General features: G+C 64.5%; 16 protein-coding genes. 7 read left to right on the plus strand and 9 right to left on the minus strand.

All coding sequences use genetic code 11. The features are described from left to right. Positions 1-127 precede the first annotated feature (127 nt). The gene (locus tag F3H95_RS05150; RefSeq protein WP_149745168.1) at positions 128-1,612 is read left to right on the plus strand and encodes a PbsX family transcriptional regulator; all 1,485 of its coding nucleotides are present in this window, start codon (positions 128-130) and stop codon (positions 1,610-1,612) included. A 68-nt stretch (positions 1,613-1,680) separates the two neighbouring features. On the opposite strand, the gene F3H95_RS05155 is transcribed toward F3H95_RS05150, so the two are convergent. The 3 genes from F3H95_RS05155 to F3H95_RS05165 are packed head-to-tail and all read right to left on the minus strand — an operon-like array spanning position 1,681 to position 4,406. Further along, positions 1,681-2,895 carry a pyridoxal phosphate-dependent aminotransferase gene (locus F3H95_RS05155; protein ID WP_149745169.1) on the minus strand — a complete coding sequence of 405 codons (1,215 nt, stop codon included), beginning with the start codon at positions 2,893-2,895 and terminating at the stop codon, positions 1,681-1,683. Positions 2,896-2,910: 15 nt separating this feature from the next. Further along, positions 2,911-3,555 (minus strand): TetR family transcriptional regulator C-terminal domain-containing protein, encoded by a 645-nt coding sequence (locus F3H95_RS05160; RefSeq protein ID WP_143125358.1) that lies wholly within the window; start codon positions 3,553-3,555, stop codon positions 2,911-2,913. Next, positions 3,552-4,406 carry an arginine deiminase family protein gene (locus F3H95_RS05165; RefSeq protein WP_244617892.1) on the minus strand — a complete coding sequence of 285 codons (855 nt, stop codon included), beginning with the start codon at positions 4,404-4,406 and terminating at the stop codon, positions 3,552-3,554. The genes F3H95_RS05160 and F3H95_RS05165 overlap by 4 nt, the downstream gene beginning before the upstream one ends. A gap of 213 nt (positions 4,407-4,619) precedes the next feature. Here F3H95_RS05165 and F3H95_RS05170 point away from each other — a divergent pair, with 213 nt between their 5' ends. From F3H95_RS05170 to F3H95_RS05185, 4 genes are all read left to right on the plus strand, one after another. Beyond that, the gene (locus F3H95_RS05170; protein WP_143125356.1) at positions 4,620-5,393 is read left to right on the plus strand and encodes an ATP-binding cassette domain-containing protein; all 774 of its coding nucleotides are present in this window, start codon (positions 4,620-4,622) and stop codon (positions 5,391-5,393) included. A 47-nt stretch (positions 5,394-5,440) separates the two neighbouring features. Beyond that, positions 5,441-6,223 (plus strand): transporter substrate-binding domain-containing protein, encoded by a 783-nt coding sequence (locus tag F3H95_RS05175; protein WP_149745170.1) that lies wholly within the window; start codon positions 5,441-5,443, stop codon positions 6,221-6,223. Positions 6,224-6,309: 86 nt separating this feature from the next. Continuing rightward, positions 6,310-7,032 (plus strand): ABC transporter permease subunit, encoded by a 723-nt coding sequence (locus F3H95_RS05180; protein ID WP_149745171.1) that lies wholly within the window; start codon positions 6,310-6,312, stop codon positions 7,030-7,032. Next, positions 7,029-7,841 (plus strand): ABC transporter permease subunit, encoded by an 813-nt coding sequence (locus tag F3H95_RS05185; protein WP_143125353.1) that lies wholly within the window; start codon positions 7,029-7,031, stop codon positions 7,839-7,841. The genes F3H95_RS05180 and F3H95_RS05185 overlap by 4 nt, the downstream gene beginning before the upstream one ends. A 24-nt stretch (positions 7,842-7,865) precedes the next feature. Here the strand turns inward: F3H95_RS05185 and F3H95_RS05190 are convergent, their stop codons facing one another. Together F3H95_RS05190 and F3H95_RS05195 are read right to left on the minus strand one after the other, a co-directional pair. Next, positions 7,866-9,065 carry an MFS transporter gene (locus F3H95_RS05190; protein WP_188134298.1) on the minus strand — a complete coding sequence of 400 codons (1,200 nt, stop codon included), beginning with the start codon at positions 9,063-9,065 and terminating at the stop codon, positions 7,866-7,868. A 1-nt stretch (position 9,066) separates the two neighbouring features. Further along, positions 9,067-10,431: an LLM class flavin-dependent oxidoreductase gene (locus F3H95_RS05195; RefSeq protein WP_149745172.1), complete on the minus strand. Its 1,365-nt coding sequence runs from the start codon at positions 10,429-10,431 to the stop codon at positions 9,067-9,069. A gap of 100 nt (positions 10,432-10,531) precedes the next feature. Between F3H95_RS05195 and F3H95_RS05200 the strand changes: the two genes are divergently transcribed. After that, positions 10,532-11,086 (plus strand): XRE family transcriptional regulator, encoded by a 555-nt coding sequence (locus tag F3H95_RS05200; protein ID WP_149745173.1) that lies wholly within the window; start codon positions 10,532-10,534, stop codon positions 11,084-11,086. 121 nt (positions 11,087-11,207) lie between these two features. On the opposite strand, the gene cydB is transcribed toward F3H95_RS05200, so the two are convergent. The 3 genes from cydB to F3H95_RS05215 all read right to left on the minus strand — a co-directional run bounded on the left by cydB (position 11,208) and on the right by F3H95_RS05215 (position 14,683). After that, complete coding sequence (gene cydB / locus F3H95_RS05205; protein WP_149745174.1) at positions 11,208-12,212, minus strand: cytochrome d ubiquinol oxidase subunit II; 1,005 nt, start codon at positions 12,210-12,212, stop codon at positions 11,208-11,210. Further along, the gene (locus tag F3H95_RS05210; RefSeq protein WP_149745175.1) at positions 12,202-13,650 is read right to left on the minus strand and encodes a cytochrome ubiquinol oxidase subunit I; all 1,449 of its coding nucleotides are present in this window, start codon (positions 13,648-13,650) and stop codon (positions 12,202-12,204) included. Before F3H95_RS05210 ends, cydB begins: the two co-directional genes overlap by 11 nt. 277 nt (positions 13,651-13,927) lie before the next feature. After that, positions 13,928-14,683 (minus strand): endonuclease/exonuclease/phosphatase family protein, encoded by a 756-nt coding sequence (locus tag F3H95_RS05215; protein ID WP_149745176.1) that lies wholly within the window; start codon positions 14,681-14,683, stop codon positions 13,928-13,930. Between the two features lie 93 nt (positions 14,684-14,776). Here F3H95_RS05215 and F3H95_RS05220 point away from each other — a divergent pair, with 93 nt between their 5' ends. Beyond that, a complete protein-coding gene (locus F3H95_RS05220) occupies positions 14,777-15,724 on the plus strand; it encodes a lysylphosphatidylglycerol synthase domain-containing protein (protein WP_143125347.1) in 948 nt (315 codons plus the stop codon). Here F3H95_RS05220 and F3H95_RS05225 read toward each other — a convergent pair. Continuing rightward, on the minus strand, positions 15,698-17,179 hold the full coding sequence (locus F3H95_RS05225; protein ID WP_149745177.1) for a phospholipase D-like domain-containing protein: 1,482 nt from the start codon (positions 17,177-17,179) through the stop codon (positions 15,698-15,700). The genes F3H95_RS05220 and F3H95_RS05225 overlap by 27 nt on opposite strands. Between the last annotated feature and the right edge of the window lie 58 nt (positions 17,180-17,237).

The following is a 17,237-nucleotide window of genomic DNA, read 5'->3' on the forward strand; positions in this document are numbered from 1 at the left end:
CCTGGGCAACGGGGAGGGACAAGGCAACTCTATCAGTCCTGAAACTTATATGATGACTGTGTCGCGATTCATCCTATAACTCTCTCTCGATAGCCGTGACGTACGGCATGCTGACCGGAGAGTGTTCATGATCCTTGCCCGTCCATTCCGCCATCCTCTTGCCGGCGCGCTCGCGGCGGTGCTGGTATCTCTCTCTGGGCCAGTTGCCAAGGCTGAGCCTGATCTGCTGCGGCAGGCGATCGCTGCAGAGGATGGGTGGGGTGCCGGAACGGATGGCGGTTCAAAGGCGGCACCATCCGACGTCTTTGTGGTAACCAATCGCGCGCAATTGCTTGACGCGCTGCGGCCCGGCGGCAAGCAGGATCGTCCGAAGATCATTCAGGTCAAGGGCACGATCAATCTCTCGGTCGATGATGATAACCGTGAACTGTTCGAAAAGGACTATGCCGATCCCGCCTATGACGTCGAAGCCTACAAGGCCGCCTATGCGCCGCAGGTCTGGAACGTGCGGCTCGATGACAAGAAGCGACCGTTACGGGACCTGACGGGGCCGCTGGAGGAGGCGCGCAAGCGATCGGTTGAGCGCCAGAAGGCGCGGGTTGTCGTCAAGCTCACATCCAATACCACGCTGATCGGGCTCGGAAGCGATGCGAAGATCGTCAAGGGCAATCTCGTGATTGGCGAGGGCACCGAAAACGTCATCATCCGCAACATCACCTTCGAGGATGCCTTCGATTATTTCCCTGCCTGGGACCCCGGCGATTCCTGGAAGCTCGATACCAGCTATCCGGGATGCCAGGAGGCCTATGTGAATGCGGCAACCGGTCCGCAGCAATGCCCGGGCGGCCGCTGGAACTCCGAATACGACAACATCTCGATCAATGGCGGAACGCGCGTGTGGCTCGACCACTGCACGTTTACCGACGGCGAGCGACCGGACCATCTGTTTCCGCCGGTCTTTCCCTTCCCCAACAACATGGTCGAGCAGAAGGTGCAGCATCATGACGGGCAGGTGGATATCACCAACGGCGCCGATCGCGTGACGCTGACCCACAACCACTTTTCCGGACACGACAAGACCTCGCTGATCGGCGGCAGCGACAGTCGGAATTCGGATGCGGGGAAGCTGAACGTCACCTATCGGGCCAACTGGTTCGATAATGCCGGCCAGCGCCTGCCGCGGGTGCGCTTCGGCAAGGTGCACAGCTACAACAACTATTTTTCCGGAACCGCCGCCCAGCCGATCAAGGGCGCTGCGAGTCTGCAGGAAAAGCATGCTCTGGCTCTGAAGATGAAGGGCGAATTCCCGGTCTTCCGCAGTGGCTTCGGCATCGGCAAGGAGTCGGCGATCTATTCGGAGAACAATTATTTCGAGATCCGCAATGGCAGCATCGGCGAGGCGGCGATCGTCCAGGGGGGCACCCGCTTCTTCGACCGCGGCTCGCTGGTGAATGGCCAGCCGGCCGATTTTGCCGCAGCGCTGAACAGCGATCCGAAGACGCCGATCTCGTCTGATCTCGGCTGGACGCCGACGCTTTACGGTACCCCTCCGATTCCGGCTGCCGAGGTTCCTGCCTATGTCCGGGCCCATGCCGGTGCCGGCAAGTTATAGGGCATCTCGATGCAGAAAACCTTCCCGCCCGGAAGGCGGGAAGGTCGGGTCGGATGACATGCCGATGATCAGGCGCCGAGGCGTCCGCCGACCGACTTCTGTTCGGCTGGCAGGGCGGCCAGGCGTCCGGCAAGGGTTGCCATGCGGCGCACCGCTTCTTCCAGCACCTCGTCCGGCACCGTCAGCGAGATGCGGATGAAGCCCGCCGCCTGATGGCCGAAGGAGGAGCCGGGCATGACCGCCACCTTTTCGGTGTGCAGCAGTTCGTGGGCGAAATCGGCGCCGTCGAGGCCCGTCGCGGTCACATCCACCACCACGAACATGCCGCCCTCCGGCATCATCGGCTTCAAGAGGTTGCTGCCGGCAAGTGTCGCTTCCACCACGCCGGCGCGGCGCTTATAATTTTTCCGCATGATGCCGGCCGTCGGGAAATCCCGGGAGAGGGCAAGCGCCGTCATGTCGGAGATGAAGGGCTGTACACCGAACAGCATGGTTTCCGAGACCGGCAGCAGGCGGCTGCAGAACTCCTCCGGCCCGGCAGCCCAGCCGCTTCTGAAGCCCGGCGCGGCATGCGACTTGGAGATGGACGAGACGACGATGGTGCGCTCCGCCAGGTCCGGCATGTCGAAGGGCGAGGCGAAGTCGTCCCCGAACAGCAGCTGCTCGTAGACTTCGTCGCAGACGATCCAGAGATCGTGCTTGCGGCAGATCTTGCCGATGGCAGCGATTTCCGCCTCGGTCAGCACGGCGCCGGTCGGATTGTGCGGCGTGTTGAGCAGCAGCACGCGCGCTTCCGGCGTGATCGCCCGCTCCAGATCCGCGGCCTGCAGGTGGAAGCGGTTTTCCGGCCGCAGCGGTACGGGGATCAGATGCGCGCCCGTCGAGGCAATCACGCCCTCATAGGTCGCATAGAGCGGATCGCCGACCAGCACGCCGTCGCCGGCCTCCACCAGCCCGGTCATCACCGCATAGAGTGCCGTCTGGGTGCCGGGGAAGCAGAGGAAATTCTTCTCCGTGACGCCCGGCCGGCGCTTTGCATATTTCGCGACCAGCGCCTTCAACACCGCCGGTTCGCCGCGGCCATTGGAATAGCGGGTGCGGCCGGCATACATGGCGCGACTGCATTCCTCCAAAAGAGCAGGGTCGGGTGGCAGGTCCGGCTCGCCGATGGTCAGTTCGATGATCGGCTCGCCGGCGGCGATCATGCGGCGGGCGGCCAGATGCAGGGCCCAGCGGCCGGAGCCGAGATCGGCAAGGCGGTCGGTGATGGAAGCGTAACGCACTGGAAGATCTCCCGTTCAGGTACGGTTGGCGGCGGAAAGTTCGCCGGCGCGAAGGCCGAGCAGCCGCTCTACAGAGGTGAGGGCCGTGTCGGCAAGCTGGTTCTCGGCAAACATGTCGGCCACCAGTGTGCCCTCCAGCCACAGCCCGTCGATCAGGCCGTTGAGGGCGATTGCGTGGCGCCGGCAGGTGTCCGTGTCGATCGGCCTGCCCTGTTCGGCGAAGAAGGCGGTGAGCAGCCCTTCCAGCACGGCGAGGAAGCCGATGTAGTTTTCCCGGTGGATGGCGGCAAATTCCGGTTCCACGCGGATATGGCCGATGAAGGCGGCCCACAGCGAGAGCATGCGCGGATCGGTGACCGGCGGTGTCAGGTTGCCGGCAATGAAGCGCACCAGTTTTTCCCGCGCCGTGCCGTGGCTTGCGGCTGCGGCATGGGCAGGTTCGCTCATCATCCGCATCACCTCGCGATAGGCGGCCTGCATCATCAGGTCCTTGCTCGCGAAGTAATGACGGATGAGGCCGCCGGTCACGCCGGCGCGCGTGGCGATCTGGCGCACGGTGGCGCCCTGAATGCCGAATTCGGCAATGCAGTCGAGCGTCGCGGCGATCAGATCCTCGCGGCGCTCGGCTTCGCTCGCCCTGTGAAAGGTGCGCCGGCTCACAGAGCCCGCCTGAGGACGGGGCGGGTGAGGCAGGTCGGGCCACCCTCGCAGGCAATGCACAGCGCATCCGCCTCGAAGGTCGTCACCGTGCAGCCATGCGCTTCCATGGCCGCCTTGGTTGCCGGGAAACCATCAACCATCAGCACCTTGCCCGGCGCGGTCGGCAGCACGTTGAGGTTCAGGCCGTTGCTGGCGGCGAAATCGGCTTCCGGCGCGTGGATCAGCGTGTAACCGCGCTCCTTCAGCAGCAGATAGAAGGCGGCAGGCATCAGCGGCGCGTGGACCAGCGCCATGGTTTCGGTCAGCGGGCTGATGACGGACATCAGGTGCAGGCAGGCTTCCTCGCCCAGCCACAGCGGCAGATCATAGCCGAGAACGGTGACGCCGAGCGGTGCGAGGATGGCGGACAGCTGCTCGATGCCGGCCTGGTTGGTGCGCACGCCGCGACCGACGGCCAGCGTCTTGTCGTCCACCCACACGCAGTCGCCGCCTTCGACACTGCCGGGAGCCGTGATGCGGCCGAGGATCGGGATGCCGGCGTCCTCATAGACCTTGGCGTGCAGGTCCGGCTCGCCCAGACGCAGCCGCTTGCCCATGCGCAGGATGACTGCCCCCTGGTCGGTCATCAACGAGGGGTCGTGGGTGAACATGGCATCGGCCATGCCATCGCCTTCATCTTCCAGCCACAGGATTTCCGCGCCCGACTGCGCCACCAGATCGGCAAAATGCGCATGCTGGGCAATCGCCCGTTCGGCATCGAAGGTTGGGCCATAGTGCCATTCGGCCGCCTTCGCGGCCTTCAGACTTGCTCCCGGACGACGCATGAGAACGCGAAGAAGGGAAGTCGACATGGCCTGTGAGCCGTATGCATGCATGTGAAACCTCGGGGGGAAAGAGAGCGAAAAATGTGATGAGGTGCTTATTATACGCTTGAGTAATTTTTGGACAAGTGCAAAACTTCATCACAAGCTTGCGGCGCCAGCACCGTATGATAACAACAAATGCTGGGGGAACAGTCGGTTTAGCAGATCGGACCAGGGCGTTGGTCCGGCAGTGAAGGTAACATGGCGGAAACGGCGCAAGCCATTGAAGTTCGCGATCTCTACAAGCGTTTTGGTCCGCTGGAGGTCCTGAAGGGTGTATCGCTGACGGCAAAGCAGGGCGATGTCATCGCGCTCATCGGCGGCAGCGGATCGGGCAAGTCCACCTTCCTCAGATGCATCAACATGCTGGAACTGCCGACCGCAGGGCAAGTGACCATCCACGGCGAGAGCATCGAGATGAAGTCCGATGGTCACGGCGGTCTGATGCCGTCCAACCGCAAGCAGATCCAGCGCATCCGCACGAAGCTTGGCATGGTGTTCCAGAGCTTCAACCTCTGGCAGCACATGACGGTGCTGCAGAATGTCATCGAAGTGCCGGTGCATGTGCTGGGCCAGCCGCGCGACAAAGCGATCGAAGTGGCCGAAGCCCTGCTGCGACGCGTCGGCCTCTACGAGAAGCGCGATGCCTATCCGTCCTTCCTCTCCGGTGGCCAGCAGCAGCGCGCAGCGATCGCTCGCGCGCTGGCCATCCAGCCGCTGGTGATGCTGTTCGACGAACCGACCTCCGCGCTCGATCCGGAACTCGTCGGCGAAGTGCTCTCCGTCATCGGCGATCTCGCGCGCGAAAAGCGCACGATGATCCTGGTGACGCATGAAATGAAATTCGCCCGTCAGGTGGCGAGCCATGTCGTTTATCTGCATGGCGGGGTGATCGAGGAGCAGGGCCCGCCAGAGGCCATCTTCGAGAATCCGCAATCGGAGCGGCTGAAGAAGTTCATCAGTTCCATCCACTGAAATCAAAAGACAATCGAAAACCACGAGACATCCGAAAGGGGAAAACCATGAAGAACCTCCTCAAATCCGCAGCCGTCGCGCTGCTGATGGGCGTTGCCGCCGCCGGCGCCGCCGCTGCCCAGGAACTCAAGGTCGGTGTGGCTGCCGAACCCTATCCGCCCTTCTCCTCGCCGGATGCCAGCGGCAAGTGGGTGGGCTGGGAAGTCGATTTCATGAATGCCGTCTGCGCCGAAGCCAAGGTGAAGTGCGTTCTGACCCCGGTTGCCTGGGATGGCATCATTCCCGCGCTGACCTCCAAGAAGATCGATGCCATCATGGGCTCCATGTCGATCACGCCGGAGCGTTCCAAGACGATTGCCTTCTCCGACAAGTATTACAACACGCCGACCGCCGTCATCGGCCCGAAGGGCGTGAAGTTCGACGCCACGCCCGAAGGGCTCAAGGGCAAGGTGCTCGGCGTGCAGGTGTCCACCATCCATGCCGATTACGCAAAGAAGTATTTCGGCCCGGTCGTGTCCGAAATCAAGGAATACCAGACCCAGGATGAAGCCAACCAGGATCTGGCCTCCGGCCGCCTTGACGCCGTTCAGGCTGACCTGATCACGCTGCAGGCCTTCCTCGACAGCGACCAGGGCAAGGCCTGCTGCGAAGTGAAGGGCAATGTGAAGGACGATCCGGAAATCCTCGGCGCCGGCGTCGGCATCGGGCTTCGCAAGGAAGACACGGCACTGAAGGACAAGTTCAACGCCGCCATCAAGGCCATCCGCACCAACGGCACCTACGACAAGATCTCGAAGAACTATTTCACCTTCGACATCTACGGCAAGTAAGCCCCGCCTGACATTGCGGGACTGCCGGTCGCCTGTCCTTGCGGCGGCCGGCCGGCGGTCCTGTGCGGCCTTGAAAGCGTTGGTCGATGGACGCCACACTTCACCTTCTTTCCCTCACTTCGCCCGGCTGGGGCGGCGTTCTCCTGGGCGGCCTCGTGGCCTCGCTGCAGGTGGCCTTCGGTGGCTATCTACTGGGGCTTCTGATCGGCACCGGGGGGGCTGCCGGCAAGCTGTGGGGCGGGCCTATCCTGCGTGATCTGCTGGAAGTCTATACCACCGTGGTTCGCGGCGTGCCGGAACTGGTGCTGATCCTCATTCTCTATTACGCGGGCACCGATGCGGTGAACCAGCTGATGGCGCTGGCCGGGTTGCCGTCCGTCGATATCAGCGGACTGGCTGCCGGCATCTTCGTCATCGGCGTGGTGCAGGGCGCCTACTCCACCGAGGTGCTGCGCGGTGCGATCCTGTCGATCCCGCCGGGGCAGATCGAGGCGGCCCGCGCCTACGGCATGTCGCCGCTTCTGGCGCTGCGCCGCGTCACGCTGCCGGCCATGCTGCCCTTTGCGCTGCCCGGCCTTTCCAATCTCTGGCTGATCGCCACCAAGGATACGGCGCTGCTTGCTGTCGTCGGCTTTGCCGAACTGACGCTGGTGACCCGGCAGGCCGCCGGCACCACCAAGGCCTACATGACCTTCTTCCTCGCCGCCGGCGTGCTCTATCTCGGCATCACGCTCGTCTCGAACATTGTCATTCGCGCAATCGAGAAGCGGGCCCTGCGCGGCATGACCCGGCCGGGAGGTGCGGCATGAGCGAGGTCCAGATCCCCTCCGCCTATGTGGCCCCGAAGGGCCGCAGCCTGTTCGAGCCGCACCGCATCTTCCTGATGCTGGTGTTTGCCGGGCTGATCTTCTGCGTTGCCTGGTTCATGCGCTGGGACTGGCTGCCGCGCTACCAGGACCGGCTGATCTACGGCATCGGCCAGACGCTGCTGATGCTGTTTTCCACCGCGATCGTCGGCTTCCTGCTCGCGGTGCCGCTCGGGCTCGTGCAGGTCACGGGGCCGAAGCCGCTGGCGCTTCTGGCGCGCGGCTTCTGCACGCTGATCCGCGGCACGCCGCTTCTCCTGCAGCTCTGGCTGCTCTATTACGGCGTCGGCTCGCTATTCGCGCAATTCCCGGAAATCCGGTCCTCCTTCCTCTGGCCCTATCTGCGGCAAGCCTGGCCCTATGGCTTTACGGCGCTGATGATTTCGTTTGCCGCCTATGAGGGCGAGGTGATGCGCGGTGCCTTTGCCGGCGTGCCGCGCGGCGAACTGGAGGCGGCGCGCGCCTTCGGCATGGGCCGCTTCACGCTGTTTCGCCGCATCTGGCTGCCACGCGCCATCCATCGGGCGCTGCCGACGCTGACCGGCGAAACGGTGCTGCAACTGAAATCGACGCCGCTGGTGGCGACTGTCACGGTGGTGGATGTCTATGCGATCATTTCCCGCGTGCGGCAGGAAACCTACCTGACCTATGAGCCGCTGCTGCTGCTGGCGCTGATCTATCTCTGCCTCACCGGCATTCTCGTCTATGCCTTCCGCCTGCTGGAAAACCGCATCCCGACCAAGGGCGTTTAAGGCAAGCGACCGGGGAAGAGCGCCTCAGGCCAGCTGCCCGCTGCGCCGCAGGTGAAGCATGGCCGCGGCCCCGAGAAAGGGGCCGGGCGCGAGGAAGAGAAAGCACCAGCGCCAGCTGCCCATCAGCCCGGCCAGTTGCGGCATCAGCCAGATGCTGACGGTGGTCAGCGCAAAGCCGAGACCCATCTGCAGCGACAGTGCCGTACCGACCAGATGGCGCTCCGAGAGTTCGGTAGCTGCGGCGGAGAACTGCGCGGAATCGCCGATCACGCTCGCCCCCCACACGAGCACGACTGCCATCAGAAGCACCAGGGGGCCATCGAAGACGAAGCCGACCAGCAGGGCTGAGGTGCCCGATACGATCATCATGCCGGCGGTGGTCAGCGCCCGGCCGAACCTGTCCGAGAGAAGCCCGCCCGCGATGCAGCCGAGGACACCGGCCATCAGCGCCGCGAAGGTGGCAAGCGAGCCGGCGGCGGCCCCGCCGAAGGCCACCGGCGATGCCGTCAGATAGGCGAGCAGCCAGGCCCAGAGCGCGTAAAGCTCCCACATGTGGCCGAGATAGCCGATATTGACCAGCATCAGGCTGCGGTTTCGCAGCACGGCGCCGATCTGGCGCGGATCGAAAACGGCGCGCGAAAACGGGAAGGGCCCTTCCCGCACCACCATCAGGAAAAGCGCCGCACCAGCCAGGGCCGAAAGGGAGGCAAGGCTGACCACCACCCGCCAGTCGAGCCCGCTCGTGAGACCGCGAAACAGATGCGGCAGGGAGGATCCTGCGGTGAGCGCCCCGATGACGAAGCCGAGTGCCAGCCCTCGGCCCCGCTCGAACCAGGTGGCGGCAAGCTTCATCGCCGGCGGATAGACGCCCGCCAGCGCGAAGCCGGTGAACACGCGGCAGGCGACGGCCCCGGCAAAACCGGGCTCCAGCAGCAGCGCGGCATTCGCAAGTCCTGCCACGCCGGCGGAGAGGGCGGTCAGCCGGTTCATCCGCACGATATCCGGCAGGTTGAACAGGCTGGCGGCGAGCGCGCCGGTGACGAAGCCAAGCTGCACGCCATTGGTCAGCCAGGCGCCGGCCGCGCTGCCGAGCGCCAGATCGCGGATCAGCTCGGGCGCCACGGCGGTCGCGGAAAACCAGGGTGACAGCGAGAGGACCACGGCAAGACAAAGCCAGCCGAGCATCGGCCAGCGGCCGGCATCTCGGTTCGGATAACGGTGCATGTCACGCGCCCGGTTGCTGGCGGAAACCGGCGGCGATATGTCGGGCCGGCAGGCGCGGCTGGCCAAACAGTTTCTGCCGCAGCGGCCCCTCGGCATAGTGCGTTTTGTAGAGGCCGCGCTCCTGCAGGATTGGCACGACAAGCGAAATGATGTCGTCGAAACATTCCGGCACCACGGTGCGCGACAGGTTGAAACCGTCGATGCCGGCGTCGCGGCTCCAGGCGATCAGCTGGTCGGCGATCTGCTCCGCCGAACCGATCATCGGCGCCTGGCGGCTGCCGAGCACCATCTGTTCCAGCAGCTTGCGCGTCGTCCATTGCGGTCCGGCGCTGCGGGTGACGGCCTCGACATTGGAGACAATGGCATTGCTCTTGCCGGTCTCGATCGGCTGATCGAGATCATATCGGGAGAAATCGATGCCGAGCGAGGCGGCGGCATGCACGAGCGCCGCCTCGGAGCTGACATAGCGCCGATAGTCCTCGAATTTTTCGCGCGCTTCGGCCTCCGTTCGCGCGGTGACGATGGTGGCGCCCATGAAGACCTTGATGTCGTCGGCCGCGCGTCCGCCGGCCACGGCCCTTGCCCTGATGTCATCGACGATGGCTTTCACGCCCTCGATCTTCTGGCCGTTGACGAAGACGCATTCGGCATGGGTGGCGGCAAACTGGCGCCCGCGCGGCGAGGAGCCGGCCTGATAGAGCACCGGCGTGCGCTGCGGCGAGGGTGCGGAGAGATGCATGGCATCGATCCGGTACTGCTTTCCCGCATGATGGATCGGCCGCACGCGGGCGGGATCGGCATAGCGGTGGCGGTCGCGGTCGAAGATGACGGCATCGTCCGCCCAGCTTTCCTCCCAGAGCCGGTAGACCACCTCCATATATTCGTCCGCCAGATCGTAGCGGTCGTCATGGGCGGCCTGCGCATCAAGGCCGATGGCGCGCGCGGCACTGTCGAGATAGCCGGTGACGATGTTCCAGCCGATCCGGCCGCCGGTCAGGTGGTCGAGGGTCGACATCCGTCGGGCAAACAGGAAGGGCGTCTCGTAGGTCAGGTTGGCGGTGACCCCGAAGCCGAGATGGGTCGTCACTGCGGCCATGGCCGGGACCAGCAGCATCGGATCGTTGACCGGCACCTGCACCGCGCCGCGGATCGCCGCATCGGCCGTTCCGCCATAGACATCGTTGATGCCCACCACATCGGCCAGGAAGATGCCGTCGAACAGGCCCGCCTCCAGCCGCTTCGCATAGTCCGTCCAGTAATCGATCGCATGGTATCGATGCGACTGGTCGCGCGGATGCGCCCAGAGCCCGTGCTGGATATGCCCCACGCAGTTCATGTCGAAGGCGTTGAAGTGAATCGGACGCATTGTTCCCCTCCGGTTTCGCCGGTTATGGTGCCGCCACGGACATGTTTCCTATAGGCGTCTTTTCGTCTACTATAGGAGACGATCAACGGGAATTGCAAGAATGGACATCATTGCGGATGCGATTGCGGGGCGGATCCGGATCGAGCGGGAGAACCGCGGCTGGTCGCTCTCCGAGCTTGCCGACCGCTCCGGCGTTTCCAAGGCGATGATCAGCAAGATCGAACGCTGCGAGGCCAGCCCCACCGCCACCGTTCTCGGCCGTCTGTCCGGCGCTTTCGGCCTGCCGCTGTCGGTGCTGCTGGCGTTGGCGGAGCGGGCGGAGGAGCGGCTGGCGCGCGCCGCCGACCAGCCGGTCTGGACCGATCCGGAAACCGGCTATACCCGCCGCGCCGTCTCGCCGGCCAATGGCAGCGGGCTGGAACTGATCGAGGTCACGCTGCCTACCGGCGTGCGCGTGCCCTATCCGGCATCGGCCTTCGCCTTCCAGCGCCAGCAGATCCTGCTTTTCTCGGGGTGGCTCGATTTCACGGAGGGCGAGGTCGTGCATGCGCTCAGGCCCGGCGACTGTCTGGAACTCGGTGCGCCGCAGCCTTGCGTCTTCTTCAATCCCGGCCCGGAGCCGGCGCGCTATCTGGTGGCGCTGGCTCGCCGGTAAGGATTTTGCCCTTAAGCTCCGAGCCAGAGCTTGATCACCAATCCGACGAAGCCCACGGCGCCGACGCCGGCCAGCCAGAGCAGCAGGAACCAGCCGATCTGCCGCAGCCTTGCTCCCGCCATCAGTGATAGCCCTCTTCCGGGTTCACCTTGCCGCGGAACACCCAGTAGGCATAGCTGGTATAGGCAAGGATCGCCGGGATCAGCACCGCCGCGCCGATCAGCAGGAAGCGCAGGCTCTCCTCCGGTGCCGCCGCTTCCCAGATCGTCACCGATGTCGGTACGATATAGGGATAGAAGCTGATGCCGATGCCGGCATAGGCGAGCACGAACAGTCCGAGTGCGGCGAGGAAGGGGCTGGTATCGTGCTTCTTCTGCAGACCGTTCAGCAAAAGGATGAAACAGCCGATCACCAGCAGCGGGACAAGCACGGTGAAGAGAGCGGTCGGATAGCGGAACCAGCGGTCGAGATAATCCGCCTTCAGGAACGGCGTCCACAGGCTGACGATGCCCATGGCCGCGACCGTCGCCACGGCGGTGAGGAGCGCGATGTGGCGGGCGCGTTCGGCCAGCTCTCCGCTCGTGCGCATCACCAGCCAGGTGGCCCCCAGCAGAGCATAGCCCACCAGCACCGCAACGCCTGTCAGCAGCGAGAAGGGCGTCAGCCAGTCCCACCAGCCGCCGGCATAGGCGCGGTTGGCAACATCGATGCCCTGCACCAGCGCACCGAGCGCAATGCCCTGCATGAGGGCGGCGACGGCGGAGCCGCCGGCAAAGGCCCAGTCCCACAGATGTTCGGCGCGCTTCGTGCGCCAGCGATATTCGAAGGCGACGCCGCGGAAGATCAGCGCCAGCAGCATGGCGATGATTGGCGCATAAAGGGCCGGCAGGATGGTGGCATAGGCGAGCGGAAAGACCGCCATCAGCCCGCCGCCGCCCAGCACCAGCCAGGTCTCGTTACCGTCCCACACGGGGGCCACTGAGTTCATCATCACGTCGCGCTCGTGCTTGTGGCGGAAGAAGGGAAACAGGATGCCGACGCCGAGGTCGAAACCATCGAGAACCACATAGGCGAGAACGGCAAAGGCGATCAGCGCCGCCCAGATGAAGGGAAGGTCAAGCGCCATGACGGATACCTCCGGAATTGCCGTGTTGCGGATGGGAATGGCCGGCGCCCTCCGGCATGCCGGCGGCCGGCGTGATGCCGGCGCTGCGGATCGGGCCGAGCCCCAGATGCCCCTGCGGATCGCGCGGCAGCCGGCCCATCAGGCGCAGGATGTAGAAGGTGCCGGCGCCGAAGACGAGGAAATAGACGATGATGAAGGCGATCAACGAGCCGGCGACGGCCGGGGCGGCGATCGGCGACAGCGATTGCGCCGTCAGCAAGTGGCCGTAGACCGTGTAGGGCTGACGACCGACTTCGGTGGTGATCCAGCCGGCCAGCACCGCCACGAAGCCGGCAGGCCCCATGAGAACGGCCAGCCGGTGCAGCCATTCGCTGCTGTAAAGCGTTCCCTTCCAGCGACAGATGAGGCTCCACAGGCCAAGCCCCAGCATGGCAAAGCCGAGCGCCACCATTACGCGGAAGGAAAAGAAGAGGATTTCCACCGGCGGCTCCAGTTCGTCCGGCACGGTGTCCAGACCGTTCAGGGGCGCATTGAGGTCGTGCTTCAGGATGAGGCTCGACAGCTTCGGCACCTCGATCGCGTAATCCACGCGCTTCTCGGCCTGGTTCGGCAGCCCGAACAGGATCAGCGGCGCGCCGTCCGGGTGGCTTTCGAAATGGCCCTCCATCGCCATCACCTTCACCGGCTGGTGCTCCAACGTGTTGAGGCCGTGCGCGTCTCCCGCCAGGATCTGCAACGGGGCAACGACGGAGATCATGCCCATCGCCATCGAAAACATGGTGCCGGCCCTCAGAGGCGCGGTACGGCGCAGCAGGTGAAAGGCGCCGACCGCTCCCACCACCAGCGCCGTCGTCAGATAGGCGGCCAGCACCATATGCGTGAAGCGATAGGGGAAGGAGGGGTTGAAGATCACCGCCCACCAGTCCGTCGGCACGAACTGGCCGGCCGCGTTCATGGCAAAGCCGGCGGGCGTCTGCATCCAGGAATTGACCGCAAGAATCCAGGTGGCCGACATCAGCGTGCCGAAGGCGACCATCAGGGTGGCGAAGAAGTGCAGACCTGGGCCGACGCGCTTGCGGCCGAACAGCATCACGCCGAGGAAGCCCGCCTCCAGGAAGAAGGCGGAGAGAACCTCATAGCCCATCAACGGCCCGACGATCGGCCCGGCCTTGTCGGAAAACACGCTCCAGTTGGTGCCGAACTGGTAGGACATCACGATGCCGGAGACGACACCCATGCCGAAGGCGAGCGCGAAGATCGTCTTCCAGAAATCGAAAAGCTCGATGTAGACCGGCCTCTTCGTCCACAGATGAAGGCCCTCTAGGACCGCCAGATAGCTGGCGAGCCCGATCGAAAAGGCCGGAAAGATGATGTGGAAGGAAACGGTAAAGGCAAACTGGATGCGGGCCAGAAGAAGGGCGTCGAATTGGTCGAACATGGCGCACTCGCTTTTCGTGTCAGACCCCGCGAAGCCGCGCAGCCTTGATGAAACGCAATTTGGCTGCCCCTCTTGCAGTGCACAATGAGCGCCTTTGCCGCAGGCCGGCTCATTCGGGCCGGCGAATTGTCACAGGCGAATTCACGGGGTCGCACAAGAAAAGGGCGCTTCCTGAACGGGGAAGCGCCCTAAAAGGGGGAGGTTCTATGACGCTGTCGCTCCGGGAGCGACCATCCCCCAACGCATGGCGCGGCAAAAGGTTCCAGCCTTCTGCGGCTCAGATCTCCACGAGGGAGAGCAGCGGCAGATGGTCGGAGGCGCGACGGGCCTGCGGAAAGGTCACGCTCGCCGTCTTCAGGATCGTCGGGCCGCCGGCCACGAAGATGTGGTCGAGCCGCAGCAGCGGCCAGCGGGAGGGGAAGGTTGCCGGCGGCATCTGCCCGGTCTCTTCTTTCGTGTCGCGAAGACGGTTGGCGAGCAGACGATAGGGCCTCGAGGAGGGGATGGAGTTGAAATCCCCAATGAGGATCACCGGCTGGTCCGCGAGGTCCGGGTGGCCCAGCCAGCCGGGACCGCAGAGATGCTCCACCTGCTGGCGGCGGTCGCGGCTCAAAAGCCCCAGATGGGTGTTCAGCATATGGATGCTTTTTTCCCCCACCGCGATCTCGGCCCAGAGTGCGCCGCGTGGTTCGCCGATGGAGGGCAGCGCCTCGGCCTTGCGAAGCCGCATCGGCAGGCTCGTCAGGAGAGCATCCCCATAATGCTCGTCTTCCACGCGCAGTGCCGGATGGAACTGGAAATCCATCTTCAGCCGCCGTGCGATCTCTTCCGCCTGGTCGATACCACCACTGCGCCGTCGCCCCACATCCAGTTCCTGCAGGCCGATGATGTCGGGGCCGATCTCGGCGATCACGTCGGCGATGCGGCCGGGGTCCAGCCGGCGGTCGGTGCCCACGCAACCGTGAACATTGTAGCTGAGAATGCGGAGGATCCGCGGCGAGCGTGAGAGCGTATAAGAAGCGGGTTCGGTCATGACGCAGGGAACCCCTACCTCCCGCGTTTCGTTCCCTTCACCCTGACCTGACCATTGCCGGCGTCGTGCCGGCCTGAACATCTGGGGGCTAAAGTGAGGCGCATCATCATCCGGCTTGCCGTGGCGGCCATCATCTGTATCGCGGCCGTGCTGGTCTATCGCAGCCTCAGCCGTTACAGTCTTGACGACATCCGGTCTTCGCTCTCGCTCATCCCGCCCATTCGGCTTCTGGCGGCAGCGGGTTTCGTCGCCGCCTCCTATGTCTGCCTGTCGCTGTTCGATTATCTGGCGCTGCGCTATGTCGGCAAGCCGCAGGCCTATCCGAAGGCAGCACTTGCCTCCTTCACGGCGCTCTCCATCGGCCACAATGTCGGCGGTGCGGCGCTTTCCAGCGGTGCCGTGCGCTATCGCTTCTACACGCGCTGGGGGCTGACGGCGGACGAGGTGGCCAAGGTCATCCTGTTCTGCGGCGCAACCGTGCTGCTGGGGCTTTCGATGCTGGCGGCGATCACCCTTCTCTTCATGCCGCAGACGGGCGAGACTCTGTTGCAGCTCGGGCCGCAGGCGCGCTTCTGGCTGGGGCTTGCTTTCCTCTCCTATCCGGTGGCCTATGTCGTCTGCTCGGTCTGGGGCCGGCCGCCGCTGAAGATCCGCTCGTTTCGCATGGAGATGCCGACCATGCCGATGTGCGTGGCCCAGGTGGTGGTCGGCACGGTGAATTTCGGCTGCGTGGCGGCGGCCCTGCACCAGCTGCTGGCAACCTTCACGGATGCCGGCTATCTGCAGGTCGCGGCCTCCTATGTCACGGCAACGATTGCCGCGATGCTGAGCCACGTGCCGGGCGGGCTCGGCGTGCTGGAGGCCACCATGCTGCTGCTCTTGCCGGCCAGCGCCTCGATCGGCGCGCTCGTGGCCTTCCGCGTGCTCTACTATTTCCTGCCGCTCTGCATCGGCGTGCCGCTGCTGATTGCCGTGGAGGTGTGGTGGCGCCGGCGGGTACCGGAGCCACTCATCTCAGGAAAGCGTGCGCATCAGGCGTGACATTGCCCAACGGGTGCCGACCTTCAACTGGCGGAACGGCCAGAAGGGCCGGCGGGGATCGGCAAGTGCCGTGCCCGGAAGTGAATTTGTCTCTCCTTCCGTCAGCCTGATGCGGAAGGGACGCAGGCCCCGCGGCCTGTGGTTGAAACGCTCGATGGTGCGGATCAGCGACCCCGTTTCGGCCATCGAGCGGGCAATCTGCGCCGGTTCGGCATCGAGATGCTCGGCCAGCAGGTCGTCGCGCAGGGCAGCGATTGCGGCATAGCCCTCCTCGGTTCCGGGTTCGAAAGCCAGATCGGATTCGGTATCCAGTCCCTCCGACCGGTTGTTCAGGTTGGAGGAGCCGATGCGAATGAAGCGGCTGTCGATGATCGCAAGCTTGGCATGCACGATGATCTCCCGCTCCGCGCCGTTTTCATCCTCCGTCACGGCATAGAAGACGCGCAGCCGGCCATAGCGGTCATGCCGTTTCAGCCGACGGATCAGGCGATCGCGGTTGTGCCCCATCATCAGCTTTTCGAGAAAGCCGTGCGATTCCTGCGTGACCAGAATGACGATTTCCGGCCCGTCCCGCTGCTGCAGACGCTCGATCAGCGTGCGTGCCACGGAGAAGGAGGCAAGATATTGCGATTCCAGATAGATATGGCGGTGGGCGGCGCGCAGCGCATCATGGGTCAGCTGCACCGCTTCGCGCCGTCCGCGCTTGCCGTTCCACAACAGGGGCTCTGTCAGGGCGAGGGCGACGGGGCAGCAGGTCAGCTGCGGCGCCAGATCCTGCGGCCACAGGCGCTCCGGATCGCCGGTCGTCGCGAAAAGTTCCTGCTTCGTGGCACGCTTCCAGCGCTTGCGGCAGGCATCGCCGACCAGCAGGGCGGCATCGCCGGATACGATCGACTGCACGTCATGCACCGGACCGTAGCAGGTGCCATCCGGCGAGCAGCGCAGGGGATTGGACACTGCATGACGCCGGTCGTCCCAGCGGCGTGCGGTAAGATCGATCCCGCCGAGAAAGGCGACGGCATCATCGACCGCGACCATCTTCTGATGGTGGCTTGCCCGCACCGGATGTTCGAAATCGAAGTGGAGATGGATGCGCGGATGATCGTTCCAGCCGCTCTTGCGGAACAGGCGCAGGCTTTTGCCGGAATAGACCGGTCCCATGCCCCAGACGAGGATGCGTACCGTCAGCGCCGGCTCGGCCTCCACGCGCGCGCGCAGGATCTCGCCGAGTGTCGGGCCATCGCCATCGTCCGGCCGCAGGCGGATGTCCGGGTTGAAATCCCAGCCGACGATGAAAATGGAGCTTCTCGCCTCAAGCAGCACCTGCTCCAGTCTTCGATAATATGCAGCGCCATCGATCAGGAAGGCGGCCTTGTCTGCAACTGCCTCGCGCCAGGCATTGCGGCCCGGCTGGATGATGCTCGCGCCGATACCAGCCGTCGTGCTCGTTGCCATTGCTGCCCCGTATGCGTCCACGCCTGTCGCCTTTCCGTGTCGGTTGAGCCCGGAAAAC

The sequence above is a fragment of the Rhizobium sp. RU35A genome (assembly GCF_900156005.1).
Classification (GTDB): Bacteria; Pseudomonadota; Alphaproteobacteria; order Rhizobiales; family Rhizobiaceae; genus Neorhizobium; species Neorhizobium straminoryzae.

What these genes read in the sequence shown, in the direction of transcription:
- F3H95_RS05185 (WP_143125353.1), top strand. Translation starts at nt 7,029, where the DNA reads ATGAGCGAGGTCCAGATCCCCTCCGCCTATGTGGCCCCGAAGGGCCGC.
- F3H95_RS05195 (WP_149745172.1), bottom strand. Translation starts at nt 10,431, where the DNA reads ATGCGTCCGATTCACTTCAACGCCTTCGACATGAACTGCGTGGGGCAT.
- F3H95_RS05215 (WP_149745176.1), bottom strand. Translation starts at nt 14,683, where the DNA reads ATGACCGAACCCGCTTCTTATACGCTCTCACGCTCGCCGCGGATCCTC.
- F3H95_RS05190 (WP_188134298.1), bottom strand. Translation starts at nt 9,065, where the DNA reads ATGCACCGTTATCCGAACCGAGATGCCGGCCGCTGGCCGATGCTCGGC.
- F3H95_RS05200 (WP_149745173.1), top strand. Translation starts at nt 10,532, where the DNA reads ATGGACATCATTGCGGATGCGATTGCGGGGCGGATCCGGATCGAGCGG.
- F3H95_RS05225 (WP_149745177.1), bottom strand. Translation starts at nt 17,179, where the DNA reads ATGGCAACGAGCACGACGGCTGGTATCGGCGCGAGCATCATCCAGCCG.
- F3H95_RS05210 (WP_149745175.1), bottom strand. Translation starts at nt 13,650, where the DNA reads ATGTTCGACCAATTCGACGCCCTTCTTCTGGCCCGCATCCAGTTTGCC.
- F3H95_RS05170 (WP_143125356.1), top strand. Translation starts at nt 4,620, where the DNA reads ATGGCGGAAACGGCGCAAGCCATTGAAGTTCGCGATCTCTACAAGCGT.
- F3H95_RS05165 (WP_244617892.1), bottom strand. Translation starts at nt 4,406, where the DNA reads ATGTCGACTTCCCTTCTTCGCGTTCTCATGCGTCGTCCGGGAGCAAGT.
- F3H95_RS05150 (WP_149745168.1), top strand. Translation starts at nt 128, where the DNA reads ATGATCCTTGCCCGTCCATTCCGCCATCCTCTTGCCGGCGCGCTCGCG.
- cydB (WP_149745174.1), bottom strand. Translation starts at nt 12,212, where the DNA reads ATGGCGCTTGACCTTCCCTTCATCTGGGCGGCGCTGATCGCCTTTGCC.
- F3H95_RS05175 (WP_149745170.1), top strand. Translation starts at nt 5,441, where the DNA reads ATGAAGAACCTCCTCAAATCCGCAGCCGTCGCGCTGCTGATGGGCGTT.
- F3H95_RS05180 (WP_149745171.1), top strand. Translation starts at nt 6,310, where the DNA reads ATGGACGCCACACTTCACCTTCTTTCCCTCACTTCGCCCGGCTGGGGC.